This is a genomic window from uncultured Oscillibacter sp., from assembly GCF_910587525.1.
GTDB lineage: Bacteria > Bacillota > Clostridia > Oscillospirales > Oscillospiraceae > Oscillibacter.
In genome coordinates, this window is sequence record NZ_CAJULS010000061.1 from 1 (window position 1) to 13,577 (window position 13,577).

The 13,577-nt window shown below is 60.8% G+C and carries 12 protein-coding genes; 2 read left to right on the plus strand and 10 right to left on the minus strand.

Features of this window, described 5'->3' with window-relative positions; translation table 11 throughout:
- The 3 genes from metG to tmk form a co-directional block, all read right to left on the minus strand.
- Positions 1-937: methionine--tRNA ligase (gene metG / locus QZ326_RS07045; RefSeq protein ID WP_295743134.1), on the minus strand; the 937-nt coding region annotated here is incomplete at its 3' end.
- 223 nt (positions 938-1,160) lie between these two features.
- The gene (locus QZ326_RS07050) at positions 1,161-1,406 is read right to left on the minus strand and encodes a DUF3781 domain-containing protein (RefSeq protein WP_295743137.1); all 246 of its coding nucleotides are present in this window, start codon (positions 1,404-1,406) and stop codon (positions 1,161-1,163) included.
- A gap of 156 nt (positions 1,407-1,562) precedes the next feature.
- Entirely contained in the window at positions 1,563-2,195 is a 633-nt protein-coding gene (gene tmk, locus QZ326_RS07055; RefSeq protein ID WP_295743140.1) for a dTMP kinase, read from the minus strand.
- 457 nt (positions 2,196-2,652) lie between these two features.
- On the opposite strand from tmk, the gene serC reads away from it, so the two are divergent.
- Positions 2,653-3,741 carry a 3-phosphoserine/phosphohydroxythreonine transaminase gene (serC, locus tag QZ326_RS07060; protein ID WP_295743143.1) on the plus strand — a complete coding sequence of 363 codons (1,089 nt, stop codon included), beginning with the start codon at positions 2,653-2,655 and terminating at the stop codon, positions 3,739-3,741.
- A 145-nt stretch (positions 3,742-3,886) separates the two neighbouring features.
- Complete coding sequence (locus QZ326_RS07065; RefSeq protein WP_295743145.1) at positions 3,887-4,801, plus strand: NAD(P)-dependent oxidoreductase; 915 nt, start codon at positions 3,887-3,889, stop codon at positions 4,799-4,801.
- Between the two features lie 73 nt (positions 4,802-4,874).
- On the opposite strand, the gene QZ326_RS07070 is transcribed toward QZ326_RS07065, so the two are convergent.
- The 7 genes from QZ326_RS07070 to QZ326_RS07100 all read right to left on the minus strand — a co-directional run bounded on the left by QZ326_RS07070 (position 4,875) and on the right by QZ326_RS07100 (position 13,487).
- Positions 4,875-5,594: a phosphatase PAP2 family protein gene (locus QZ326_RS07070; RefSeq protein WP_295743148.1), complete on the minus strand. Its 720-nt coding sequence runs from the start codon at positions 5,592-5,594 to the stop codon at positions 4,875-4,877.
- A 148-nt stretch (positions 5,595-5,742) separates the two neighbouring features.
- The gene (locus QZ326_RS07075) at positions 5,743-6,738 is read right to left on the minus strand and encodes an ABC transporter permease (RefSeq protein ID WP_295743150.1); all 996 of its coding nucleotides are present in this window, start codon (positions 6,736-6,738) and stop codon (positions 5,743-5,745) included.
- Entirely contained in the window at positions 6,735-7,829 is a 1,095-nt protein-coding gene (locus QZ326_RS07080) for an ABC transporter permease (RefSeq protein WP_295743153.1), read from the minus strand. The genes QZ326_RS07075 and QZ326_RS07080 overlap by 4 nt, the downstream gene beginning before the upstream one ends.
- The gene (locus QZ326_RS07085; RefSeq protein WP_295743156.1) at positions 7,830-9,365 is read right to left on the minus strand and encodes an ABC transporter ATP-binding protein; all 1,536 of its coding nucleotides are present in this window, start codon (positions 9,363-9,365) and stop codon (positions 7,830-7,832) included.
- 491 nt (positions 9,366-9,856) lie between these two features.
- The gene (locus QZ326_RS07090; RefSeq protein ID WP_295743159.1) at positions 9,857-11,134 is read right to left on the minus strand and encodes a BMP family ABC transporter substrate-binding protein; all 1,278 of its coding nucleotides are present in this window, start codon (positions 11,132-11,134) and stop codon (positions 9,857-9,859) included.
- Positions 11,135-11,340: 206 nt separating this feature from the next.
- Positions 11,341-12,582: a threonine synthase gene (locus QZ326_RS07095; RefSeq protein ID WP_295743161.1), complete on the minus strand. Its 1,242-nt coding sequence runs from the start codon at positions 12,580-12,582 to the stop codon at positions 11,341-11,343.
- Positions 12,579-13,487 carry a DMT family transporter gene (locus QZ326_RS07100; protein ID WP_295743164.1) on the minus strand — a complete coding sequence of 303 codons (909 nt, stop codon included), beginning with the start codon at positions 13,485-13,487 and terminating at the stop codon, positions 12,579-12,581. The genes QZ326_RS07095 and QZ326_RS07100 overlap by 4 nt, the downstream gene beginning before the upstream one ends.
- Positions 13,488-13,577 lie beyond the last annotated feature (90 nt).

Consider the following 13,577-nt stretch of genomic DNA (forward strand, 5'->3'; position numbering starts at 1 on the left):
GGATATAGGGGTCCACCACGTTGCCCTTGGACTTGCTCATCTTGCCGCCGTCCAGCAGCAGCCAGCCGTGGCCGAAGACCTTTTTCGGCAGGGGCTCGCCCAGGCTCATGAGCATGGCGGGCCAGATGATGGAGTGGAACCGGACGATCTCCTTGCCCACAATGTTCACGCCGGGCCACCAGTTCTGATAGTCGTTGTACCGGTCGTTGCCGTAGCCCAGAGCGGTGATATAGTTGCTGAGAGCGTCCACCCAGACGTAGACCACATGACCGGGGTCAAAGTCCACGGGGATGCCCCAGGTGAAGCTGGTGCGGGAGACGCACAGGTCCTCCAGGCCGGGGTCAATGAAGTTCTTCACCATCTCATTGACACGGGAGCGGGGCTCCAGAAAGCCGGTGTTCTCCAGCAGGTCCCGGATGCGGTCCGCGTATTTGGACAGGCGGAAGAAGTAGGCCTCCTCCTCGGCGTCCGTCACCGGGCGGCCGCAGTCGGGGCAGCAGCCGTCCTTCAGCTGGCTCTCGGTCCAGAAGGACTCGCAGGGCTTGCAGTATTTGCCCTTGTAGGTCCCCTTGTAGATGTCGCCGTTATCGTGCATTTTACGGAAGATATACTGGATGGACTTCACGTGATAGTCGTCGGTGGTGCGGATAAAGCGGTCGTTGGAGATGTTCATCAGCTTCCACAGGTCCAGCACACCGCCGGGGCCCTCCACAATGCGGTCCACGAACTCCTTGGGGGTGACGCCGGCCTCCCGGGCCTTGTCCTCGATCTTCTGGCCGTGCTCATCGGTGCCGGTGAGGAACATGACGTCCTCGCCCCGGAGGCGGTGGTAGCGGGCCAGGGTGTCAGTGGCAACAGTGCAGTAGGTGTGGCCGATGTGAAGCTTGTCCGAGGGGTAGTAGATGGGGGTGGTGATATAGAACTTCTTGTTTTCCATGGGGAACTCTCCTTTTCGGCGGCGGCCCCGAATGAAAGGGCGCCGGAATTCACGGGTTCTTACAGTACCGCCCAGTATAGCATATTTTTCCGGCAGCTTCAAGTGCCGGGCAGGAGCCGTCCTTTTACCTTTCGTGTTGATGAAAGTCCAGTTCCTTAGTTTTTCGTTAGAATAGCTATATGGGTGATTACTTGCAACGGATAATTACCCGATAAATCCGACTTTATTTAATTATATGTGCTGTAATAATTGTGTAACTGTAAGAGTTGATTGTTATTTTGATATTATCAATTTCGCAATACCAATTCTTTCCTTGCCTGCAAATACTGCACTCCTTATCTAACACCTTATTCTTACACCATTCAACCACGTCATTGGTATCTAATCCCAGATTTTTCTTTATTCTATTGATTCCCATTTCTGTAGTATGAACTTTGTCTATGTTAGATAACAAATTTTCTTTATCCATATACTATTGCCCTCGCGAATTCCCATTTGCTACTTTGACTATATCATAGGCAATTTTTGGCTTCAACCTTATGATTTGTTAAATTGCCAGGGTTTTGAGCCAACAGCACGAAAGGTAAAAGGGACGCAGGAGCTCCTCGTGCGGGGCCGGGGACCCTCAGAAAAACAGGGGAGCAGCGGCGGCCCAGACCCGCTCTGCCACGGTGTCCGCATCCGCGTCCGCGTCGATGACCACCACCTTCTCCGTGTCTTTCAGCCGCGCGAAAGCCTCCAGGTATTTCTCCCGGGTGGCGGTGAGGCGGTCCTCCTTCTCAAAGAGCTCCGTCTGAGCGCGGTTCCGGCTGATCCGGTCCAGCGCCCGGCGGACGGGCAGGTCCAGAAAGATGGTGGCGTCCGGCCGCAGCAGCTCCGCGCTGAGGCGGTTGCTGTCGATGACCCAGCCCATGTCCACGTCCACGCTGTGGTAGGCATAGGAGGAGAAATAGTACCGGTCTGTCACCACAGTGACGCCGTTTTGTACCTGCTCCAAAATGCCGTCCCGCCGGTTCAGCACGTGGTCCAGCCGGTCCGCCGCAAAGAGCCCCGCGATCACCCGGTTGTCCGCCGTCATTCTGCCGGTCATAATCTGGCGGATCATGGCGCCGATGGGTCCGTCGGAGGGCTCCCGGGTGCCTTGGCACCGGATACCCCGCTCTGTCAGGCGGTTCAGCAGCAGCTGGAGCTGGGTGCTCTTCCCGGAACCGTCAATGCCCTCAAAGGCCAGAAAGCGGCCTGGTGTCTGTTCATTCATTGTGTCAAAACCTCACTCTTTCCATTTGGCCGATGGTATAGTCAAATAACCTGAAAATAGTTTTGCTGTTTTTCCGGCGGGATTTGCCCGCCTGCGTGTGAAACACGCCGGATCTGACTGTAAAATCCAAACCGGGGCCGCCGAAAGCAGCCTGCTGCGGCGTATGCGCCGTAACGCTTGAAACGAATTTTGATTCTTTTCAGGCTGTTTGATTATAGCATGTTTTCCGGCGGCCTTCAAGGGGCGCCGGGGCCTGCGGGGGCTGCGTTCGTTGAACCGGTTGGACCCGGCGGCCTGCCTGCAATCTAAAAATTTTTTGGCAGATTGAAAAATATTTGTGAGGTCGACCATTTTTCTGTTGAATATTTTCGAATTTATGGTATAGTAAAATATATATTTCGGTTATTTTGACCGAACACAGGGAAAACATCTATTTTTAAGTCTGGAGGAACGCAGTATGAAATACAACCGCACGTATAACTTCTCCGCAGGTCCCGCCATGATGCCGGAGCCGGTCCTTGAGGAAATTGCCGCTGAGATGCTGAATTACCGGGGCAGCGGCATGTGCGTCATGGAGATGAGCCACCGCTCCAAGGTGTTCCAGCAGATTCGGGACGAGGCTGAGGCTGATCTCCGCCGGCTCATGAGCATTCCCGACAATTACAAGGTCCTCTTCGTTCAGGGCGGCGGCACCGTTCAGTTTGCGATGGTTCCCATGAACCTGATGAAAAACGGCGTTGGATGCTACGTGGAGACCGGCGCCTGGTCCAAAAAGGCCATTGCCGAGGCAAAGAAGTACGGCGAGGTGAAGATCGCAGCCTCCTCCGCCGACAAGAACTTCTCCTATATCCCCGACTGCTCTGACCTGGACATTCCCGGCAACGCCGACTACGTCTACATCTGCGAAAACGAGACCATCAACGGCACTACTTACTTCAAGCTGCCGGATACCAAGGGCAAGATCCTGGTCTCCGACCAGTCCTCCATGTTCCTCTCCCGCCCCTGCGACGTCAGCAAATACGGCCTGATCTGGGCCGGCGTGCAGAAGAATGTGGGCCCCGCCGGCATGGCCGTGGTCATCATCCGGGAGGATCTGCTGCGGGACGACCTGCCCAAGTTCGTGCCCACCTACATGAGCTACAAGACCCATGCCGACAACGACTCTTTGTACAACACCCCCAACTGCTGGGCCATCTACTGCTGCGGCAAGGTGTTCAAGTACCTGTTGGATAACGGCGGTCTGGAGGCAATGAACAGGCGCAACCAGGAGAAGGCCGCCATTCTGTACGACTTCCTGGACCGGAGCAGGCTGTTCACCGGCGCCGTAGCGAAGGAGGACCGCTCCCTGATGAACGTCCCCTTTGTCACGCCCAGTAAGGAACAGGACGCCGAGGTGGTGGCCGCAAGCAAGGCTGCCGGCTTTGACAACCTCAAGGGCCACAAGAGCGTGGGCGGCCTGCGGGCGTCCATCTACAACGCCATGCCCAAGGAGGGCGTGGAGGCTTTGGTGGAGTTTTTGAAGAAGTACGAGGCGGAGCACGCCTGACAATCCGGGTGAAACCGGCCGGGGGACGGCCCCCGTTTCTCCCAAATACACACCATTCAGCCCGCTCATCCCCCAATGGGCGTTTACCCTCGCGCTGTCGGCACCCCTGGGGTGTGCCGAGAACGAATGAAAGGGGTATTCAATTATGTTGAAACGAGTATTGGTCACTGACGGCATGGATGCCGGCGCAATCGCCCAGCTGAGAAACGACGGTTACGAGGTGGTGGAGCAGTTCTACGAGCCCGACGCCCTGGGCGCGGCCCTGCGGGACTTTGACGCGGTCATCATCCGCTCCGCCACCAAGATCAAAGAGCCCCAGATCGACGCCGCCAAGGGCAGCCGCCTGAAGCTCATCATCCGGGCCGGCGTAGGCGTGGACAACATCGCCGTGAAGTACGCCGAGGCAGCGGGTATCGCCGTGCGCAACACTCCCCGGGCCTCCTCCAACGCCGTGGCGGAGCTGGCCATGGCCCTGCTGTTCTCCTGCGCCCGGAACATCTCCGCCGCGGGCCACACCATGCGGGAGAACAAATGGGAGAAAAAGGCCTACTCCAAGGGCTTTGAGCTGGAGGGCAAGACCATGGGCGTCATCGGCTACGGCCGTATCGGCCAGATGGTGGGCAGAAAAGGCCAGGCCCTGGGCATGAAGGTCCTCTCCGTGGTCCACCGCAACAAGCCGGAAGGCTGCGAGTGCGAGACCATGCGGTTTGTCTCCATGGATGAACTGCTGGCCGGGTCCGACATCATCGTCCTCTGCGCCCCCGGCGGGGACAGGGCCTTGGTGGATGCCGGGTCTTTGGCGAAGATGAAGGACGGTGTGGTGATTGTCAACGTCTCCCGGGGCAGCAATGTGGACGAGGGGGCCCTGCTGGACGCGTTGAATTCCGGCAAGGTCCGGGCAGTGGGCCTGGACGTGTGGATGAGCGAGAAGGACCCCAACTGGGCCCTGGCCCAGCACCCTGCGGTTTCCTGCACGCCCCACATCGGCGCGGGTACCAAGGAGGCCCAGAAGCGCATTGGCGCGGAGCTGGTGGACATTGTGGAGCATTTCGAAGCCTGATTCTGAGAAGACATCAACAGCCCCGCCCATTGGAAGTCCAATGGGCGGGGCTGCTGGTGTCTCGCCGGAACGGTCAGGATTCGTTCAGGCGGCTGAGAAGTTTTTGATAGTGCCGCCGGTACGCCGGACTTTTCCGGGGCGCCTCCTTCGGAGAGGGCTGGAACGCCGGAGAGGCCCGGTAGACCGGGCGGGCGATCAATCCCCCCAGCAGCAGCCCGCCCAGCACATCCAGCACGGAGTGCTGCTTGATGAATACTGTGGACAGGCAGACGGCCGCTGCCAGGACCGCCGTCCCCGCCCGCAGGAGCGGTTTCCCCGCCGGCCCGCGGCAGTCCCGAACCGCCAGAGCCGCACCGATGGACCCCAGTACATGGACGGAGGGAAAGACGTTGGTATTGGTATCGATGCGGTACAGCCCCGCCACCAGGGCGGTGAGAAGGTTTTCCTGAGGAAAGGCAGCCGGGCGCAGGTCCTGGCCGTTGGGCAGCAGCAGCCAGATGCACTCACTGAGAAGAAAGGCGCTTCCCAGAAACAGCATATACCGCCGGAAGGCGGCCCGGTCCCAGAACAGCAGGTACAGCCCTACGGCTGTCAGCAGAGGATACCACAGACAGTAGGGGATCACAAACCACTCGCAAAAGGGGATGTGGGCGTCGATGGGCAGCTGAGTGGCCCAGTATTGGTTCATAGGCATGCGCTCCAGAGCCAGGAACAGCAGCAGGTAGAGAGGCAGCCACAGGGCGTATTTCAGGTCCCGCCAAGGCGGGCAGCAAATGTGCCGGGAGAGACGCATGGTATCACCTGGTTTTCCTTAATTTAGTTTACCATAACACATTTGCTTCGTCGAAAACATGAATAAACTGCGAACATTATATGAATTTTGCCAAAAACCTCCCGGAGCCATGCTCCGGGAGGTTTCCGCGTGTCTTTTATTCCCACACTTACCGGTCTTCCCGAAAGTAGGCCAGGCCCAGACTGGCGGGGGGCTGCTTTTCCTTGTTGTTGCGCATGCTGGAGGCAATCAGTACGATGACCGTCACTACATAGGGCAAAATCTTGTAGAGCTGGGTGGGGATGAAGGGAATCACCAGCCGCAGGTACAGGATCATCAGTGCGCCGAAGAGCACGGAGCCCCAGATGGCGGACAGAGGCCGCCACATGCAGAAGATCACCAGGGCCACCGCCAGCCAGCCCACGCCGCTGAGGCCCTCGTGGTTCCACACGCACCCGGCGATGGTCATGATGTATACCATGCCGCCCACGGCGGAGATGCCGCCGCCGGTGATGGTGGCCAGGTACTTGTACCGCTCCACGTTGATGCCCGCCGCGTCTGCCGTGGCGGGAGACTCGCCCACGGAGCGGAGGTAGAGGCCCGTCCGGGTGCGGTTCAGGAAGAAGAACATCGCCCCCGCCAGGATCAGCCCCAGGTAGAAAAACACACTGTTGCCGAAGAGAACACCGCCCACCACGGGGATTTTCTGGAGGAAGGCGGGAAAGGGAGAATTCTGAAAGAAGCCCTTCAGTTGGTTGCCGATGGCGATGTACCCGTTCTCCCGGACCCGCATGTACTCGCCGATGAACTGGCCTACGCCGGTGCCGAAGATGGACAGGGCCAGGCCGGTGACGTTCTGATTGGCCCGGAGGGTGGTGGTGAGGAAGCTGAAGATCAGCGAGGCCAGCGCCCCCGCCAGGAAGGCGCACAGAATGCCCACCAGCACGGCGATAAAGCCATTGCCCCCGGTTCCCGCCGCCTTCTCATAGTAGAATACGCCGCCCAGGCCCAGCGCGCCGCCCATGAACATGATGCCCTCCACGCCCAGGTTCAGGTTGCCGGACTTCTCCGTCAGAATCTCGCCCAGGGTGCCGAACAGCAGCGGCGTGCCGTAGGTGATGGCGGCGATGACCAGGGCCAGAAACAGGCTCAGGAAATTACTCATGACTTTGCCACCTCCTTGTGAGCGTTTTTGCGGAAGATCAGCTTGTAGTTGATAAAAAACTCGCATCCCAGCATACAGAAGAGGAGGATGCCGGTGATGATGTCGGAGATGGAGGTGGGCACGGCCATACGGGTCTGAAGGGTCTCCGCGCCCTTGCTCAAAACCGCCAGCATGGCGGAGATGCCCACCATGGCAAAGGCGTTCAGCTGGCTCAGCCAGGCCACAGTGATGGAGGTGAAGCCCACGCCGCCGGCCACGCCGTCGTACAGCGTGTTGTTGGCGCCGGAGGCCACAATGAAGCCCACGATGCCGCTGATGGCCCCGGAGAGGAACATGGTGCGCATCATGACCCGGCCTACGTTCATGCCGGCGTACCGGGCGGTGTTGATGCTGTCGCCGATGACGGCGATCTCATAGCCGTGCTTGGTGTGGTTCATGTAGATGTGCATAAACACCACCAGCACCAGCACGATGATCCAGCCGCAGTGGACTCCCAATACCCGGGGGAGGCACGCGGCGGAGTCGAACTGGGGGATGATCTGGGAGCCCTTGCGGCCCTCCCAGGGGCCGCCCTGGAGCCAGCGGACCACGCCGATGATGATGTAGTTCATCATCAGGGTGAACAAGGTCTCGTTGGTGTTCCACTTTGCCTTGAAAAAGGCGGGGATCAGCGCCCATACGCCGCCGGCAATGGCCCCGGCGGCGCCCATAACGGCCAGCAGCACAGGGGAGGGCAGGCGGTTTGCCCAGAAGAGGGCGAAATAACTGGCGGCCACGGCCCCGGCGGTGATCTGACCCTCGGCGCCGATGTTCCAAAAACGCATTTTAAAACAGGGGGCAATGGCCAGGGCGCAGCCCAGCAGCGGCACGGCGATCTTCACCGTCTGGCGAAGGGCACTTTTTTTGCCCAGGGCTCCGGAGATGATGGTGCCGTAAGCGGTGAGAGGGTTGGCTCCCACCAGGCCCATCACCAGGGCTCCCAGCAGAAGGGCGAAGACGATGGACCCGAACCGGATGCACCAGACCTTCCAGCCCTCCATACCGTCCCGCTTCGCAAGACGGATCAGAGGTGTTCTCCTCTCATGGTTCATCTATGCCCCCTCCTTTCCGCCCAGGCGGGTCATCAGCAGGCCGATCTGGTCCTTGGTGGCGCTGCGGGCATCCACCACGCCGCTGACCTGGCCGCCGCAGAGCACCAGGATGCGGTCGCACAGCTCCAGCAGCACGTCCAGGTCCTCGCCCACGTAAATCACCGCCACGCCCTTCATCTTCTGCTCCGTCAACAGGTTGTAGATGGTGTAGGAGGTGTTGATATCCAGTCCCCGCACCGCGTAGGCAGTCATGAGAACCGAGGGGGTGCTGGCGATCTCCCGGCCCACCAGCACCTTCTGTACGTTGCCGCCGGACATGCGGCGGACGGGGAACTCCGTGTCCGGAGTCACCACCTCCAGCTCCTTCCAGATCTGCATGGCCAGGGCATTGGGATCTTTGCGGTTCAGGAAGGCCCCCTTGCCCTTCTTCCAGGAGCGGAGCATCATGTTTCCTGTCATGCCCATGGAGCCGACCAATCCCATGCCCAGCCGGTCCTCGGGAACAAAGGCCATGGCCACCCCCGCCTTTTTGATCTGCATGGGGGTCCTGCCCACGAGACCCATGGGGCCCTTTCCCTCGGGAGTGTAGACGATCTCGCCCTGGGCCACGGGGTAGAGGCCGGAGATGGCCTCCAGCAGCTCCCGCTGCCCGGAGCCGGCAATGCCGGCGATGCCCAGGATCTCGCCGCCCATGGCGGTAAAGGAGACGCCGCTGAGCTTTTTCACGCCCTCGCCGTCCAGACAGGTGAGGTCCTTGACCTCCAGCCGGGGTACGGGAGATTCGTACCGGGGCCGGTCGATGTTCAGCGTTACGGCGTGGCCCACCATCATGTCGGTGAGGGCCTGGGGATTGGTCCCGGCGGTGTTGACGGTGCCGATGTACCTGCCCTTGCGCAGCACTGCCACCTTGTCGCTGAGGGCCATGACCTCGTGGAGTTTGTGGGTGATGATGACGATGGCCTTGCCGTCGGCCTTCATGGCCCGCAGCACGTCAAAGAGCTTGTCGGTCTCCTGGGGGGTGAGGACAGCGGTGGGCTCATCCAGGATCAGGATTTCCGCCCCCCGGTAGAGGACCTTGACGATCTCCACCGTCTGCTTCTGGGAGACGGACATGTCGTAGATTTTCTGGGCGGGATCAATGTCAAAACCATATTTTTCGCAGATGGCCCTGACCCGGCCCTCGGCGGCTTTGATGTCCAGCTTGCCGCCCTCCTCCAGGCCCAGGACGATGTTCTCCGTGGCGGTGAACACGTCTACCAGCTTGTAGTGCTGGTGGATCATGCCGATGCCGTTGGCAAAAGCGTCTCTGGGGGAGCGGATGGAGACGGGCTGTCCGTTTACGAAGATCTGCCCCTCGTCGGGGAAGTAGATGCCGGAGAGCATGTTCATCAGCGTGGTCTTGCCGCTGCCGTTTTCTCCCAGCAGGGAGAGGATCTCCCCCCGGTTCAGCCGCAGGTCGACGCCGTCGTTGGCCACCACTTCGCCAAAGCGCTTGGTAATGCCTTTGAGTTCAATGGCGCAAACAGCATTTTCCAAATACGGTCACATCCTTTCTATGAGGTCCCGGCGCAGAAAAACGCTGAGCCGGGCGGAGTCCGGATGGGTGTTGATAAGGTTTAAGGCCGCCCTTTTCAAAGGGCGGTGGGGCCTGGGGCAAAGCCCCAGCGGGGGTGCGGGGGCTTTGCCCCTGTGGGATTGGGCGGAGCCCAATAACGGTATCTGCTGTTAAGGCAAATGTATGGAAACCATTTGGTTTTGGCGGAGGACGCTGTTTGCGTCCTGTGGGCTGCAAAGGCGTTCCCGGTTCCGGCTTTTACTTCTAAACAGGCTTTAAGCCCTGTTTGCGCTTTTTTATAGACGCGAGTTGGAGTTTCGCGCCGTGCGCGGCGCGGCCCCAGGACCCCTCAGCCTTTGAAAAGGCTGGCGAAACTTTTATCCGCGCTTCGCGCTCCCCTTTATGCGTAAGTTCCGCATTTCTTGTAAAAACAGGGGCCCCCCGCGGGGCCCCTATGGAGTTCTTCTGTTGATTAGCCGTATTCCTCGTTCAGCCGCTCGATCCCGTCAATGGGCAGATTGAAATACGGAGCGGACTGGAAGTAGGACTCGTGGAACGCGCCGTCAAACACGGCCTCCTCGGAGTCGGGGGCGAAGTCCCCGTCGGTATCCAGGGCGAAGGCGGTCTCCAGCTTCGCGCCCGCGATGGTGAAAGTGCTGGTGTCAAACACCTGGAGCTTGCCGGAGCGGATGTCGGCCTCTACCTCGGCCAGCTTCTCGGCGGTGCCGGGGGCGGCGATTGCCTCGTTGAGGTCCGTCATCACCACGGCGTCCATATCCATGCCGTGGCACCAGTCCTGATCGAAGCTCTCTCCGTTGGCCACGGACTCGATGGCGTACTCAAAGTAGGGCGCCCAGTTGATCCGGGTGCCGATCAGGGACGCCTCGGGGGCCACGGAGATCATGTCGTTGTTGTAGCCAGTGTGGAACACGCCCTTGGACTGGGCGGTGGTGGCGGGGGTGGTGTTGTCGGAGTGCTGGGAGATCATGACGCAGCCCATGTCCGCCAGGGCGGAAGCGGCGTTGGCCTCTTCCGTGGCGTCGGACCAGGAGCCCACGAACTGGACCTTCATGGTGACGCTGGGGCAGACGCTCCGGGCGCCCAGGAAGTAGCTGGTGAAGCCGGAGACCACCTCGGCGAAGGAGAAGGCGCCCACGTAGCCGATGACGGCCTTGTCGGCGGTGATGGTCCCCTCGTCGATCATCTGCTGGAGCTTCATGCCCGCCACCACGCCGGCCAGGTAACGGCCCTCGTAGATGTTGGCGAAGGCGTTGTGGGTGTTGTCCAAACCGTCGCCCCAGGAGGCCTGGTTGGTGCAGGAGATGAACTCGATGTCGGGATAGTCCGGGGCCACCTTCAGCATGAAGGGCTCGAAGCCGAAGGAGTTGTTGATGATGAGGTCGCAGCCCTCGTCCGCCAGCTCGATGTTGGCGTCCTCGCAGCCGGAATCCTCGCCGATGTTCCACTTGACCACCCACTCCACGCTGATGCCCTTGGCGTCCAGGGCCTCGGTGGCGGCCTCCTTGCCGCGGATGAAGTTGTAGGTGTAGCCCTGGTCGTTCTCGTCGCCGATGCAGATCAGGCCCACCTTCACGGTCTTTCCGGCGGGGGCGTCGGTGTTCTGGCCGCCGTCGGGCTGGGACGCGCCGCTGCCGGCGGGCGGGGTGGTTTCGCCCCCGTTGCCGCCTCCGCAGGCGGCCAGGCTCAAAACCATCACCAGGGACAGCAGCATTGCAAGAAACTTCTTCATTCTGGTTTTCCTCCTTAAAAATAAATATGGAAAGGAACCGGACAAGGTGGGATTTCCTCGTCACTTATCATCATACAAGAAAAAGTCCGAAAATACAATCAAATTTTTCTTGTTTCCGGTAAAAATACGATGTAATTTTTCGCCGGACCGCTCCATTTTTTTACAGATCTGTCAAAGGAGGTCTCCCCCCCGCCGGTACCGGCGGGTCAATCCAGCGCAATGCGGCGTTCCGCGAAGGCCGAGAGCAGGCGGTCCATGTCGGAGGGGATGGAGATGGGCTCGCCGCAGAATTTGATGGCGTTGGCCACGTCCTTGAGGCCGTTGCCCGTCACAACGCCGACCACGGTGTCGTTCTTCCCGATGACACCGGCCTCACAGAGCTTCTTCACCCCCGCCGTGCCGGTGACGCCCGCCGGCTCGCCGAAGACGCCGCAGGTGCGGCCCAGCAGCCTCTGGGCGGCCATGATCTCCTCGTCGGAGACGTTGACCACCAGACCCTGGGACTCCCGAATGGCCATTAGGGCCTTGTCCGCGTTCCGGGGCACGCCCACGGCAATGGAGTCCGCCAGGGTGTTCTCCTCCATGGGGTGCCAATCCTCCCCGGTCTCAATGGCCCGGTTCAGGGGACAGCAGCCCGCCGCCTGGGCGGAGACCAGGCGGGGGAGGCGGTCAATGAAGCCGATGGCGTACAGGTCCTTGAGCCCCTTCCAGAGGCCGGCAATGGTACAGCCGTCGCCGACGCTGATGGCGATGTAGTCCGGCACCTGCCACCCAAGCTGCTCCATAATTTCCAGGGAGACGGTCTTCTTGCCCTCGGAAAGGTAGGGGTTGATGGCGGCGTTGCGGTTGTACCAGCCCCAGCGGTCGATGGCCTGCTTGGAGAGCTCGAAGGTCTCCTCATAGCTGCCCTGGACGGAGATGACGGTGGCGCCGAAGGTCATCAGCTGGGCCACCTTGCCCTTGGGGGCCCGGGAGGGGACGAAGATGTAGGTGGCCAGGCCCGCCGCCGCGGCGTTGCCCGCCAGGGATGAGGCGGCGTTGCCGGTGGAGGAGCAGGCAATGACCTGCGCCCCGGCCTCCCGGGCCTTGGCCACGGCCATGGCGCTGGCCCGGTCCTTTAAGGAGGCGGTGGGGTTCTGGCCGTCGTCTTTTACCCACAGGCGTTTCAAGCCCAACTGCTCCGCAAGACGGGGCTCCTCGTACAGGGGAGACCAGCCCACCCGCAGGGGTGTGGGCTCCGTGCTGTCCTCGATGGGCAGCAGCTCCCGGTAGCGCCACATGGAGCGCTCCCGGCGCTCCGCCAGCTTCTCTTTCGTCAGCCGGGTCTTGATGTACTCGTAGTCATAGACGATGTCCAGAATCCCGCCGCATTCGCAGGTGGTCAGGTCCGGCACGGCGGGGTAAGTCCTGCCGCACTTGACGCATTTGCCGTACTTTACGTTTTTCATTTCGTCTCCTCCGTCAGAATTTGTGATTCTTCCGCCGCCTTTTCGGACGGGGCCTCCGCCGGGCGCAGGATCTCCGTCACCACGCCGCCGCAGATCAGCGCCACGCCTGCCAGCATTCGCCCGCTCATCCGCTCCTTCAGCAAGAGCGCTGAGAGGATGGCGCAGAAGATGCTCTCCGTGGATAGAATCAGGGTGCAGCGTACGGGGTCCAGGTATTTCAGGGTGAAATTTTTAATGAGGTAGCACAGCACCGTAGGCACCGCGGCCAGATACAGCACCGACAGTACCGCCGGGCGGGTATAGGCGCCTCCCGTCCCCTGGAGAAGCGTCAGCACGCCCATGCAGACGGCCGTGGTGAGGAACTGGAAAAAGGAGATCTGGACCCGGGAGTCATCGCCTGCCAGCCACACCAGCAGGAGACTGTTGAGGCCATAGGTGGCGGCGTCCGCCAGCAGAAGCAGATCCCCCGGGGCCACGGTGCCCAGGCCCCCTGTCAGACTGAGAAGGCCCACCCCCGCCAGGGCCAGGACCGCAGCCAGCAGAGAGCGCCGGGCGGGCCGCACCCGGAAGAACAGGGCGTAGAGGAAGGGCATCATCACGATGTTGGTGGCCGTCAGGAAGGATGCTTTGGCGGCCTCGGTTACGGCCAGGCCGAACATCTCCAAGGTGAAGGTCAGCGCCGTCAGCAGTCCTATGGCGATGCCCGTCCGCACGGCGGACTTTGTGGGATGGCGGAGCTGTTTCCAGAACACCAAGGCGGTGAGGAGGCTTCCCAGGGAAAAGCGGCAGAACACAATTTCGAATTGCAGCATGCCGCTGTTGATGCAGTACTTGGAAGCCACGAAGCTGCTGCCCCACATGGCTGAGGCGGCCAAAAGCAGCCAGGAGGCATTTCGCTTATTCATTTTTATCACTTCCTCATAAAGGGGGGGGTCTGCGGGGGACGAGGGGGTTCCCGCCGCGGGCGGGGACGGGGGTGCACGGCTTCGCCGTGC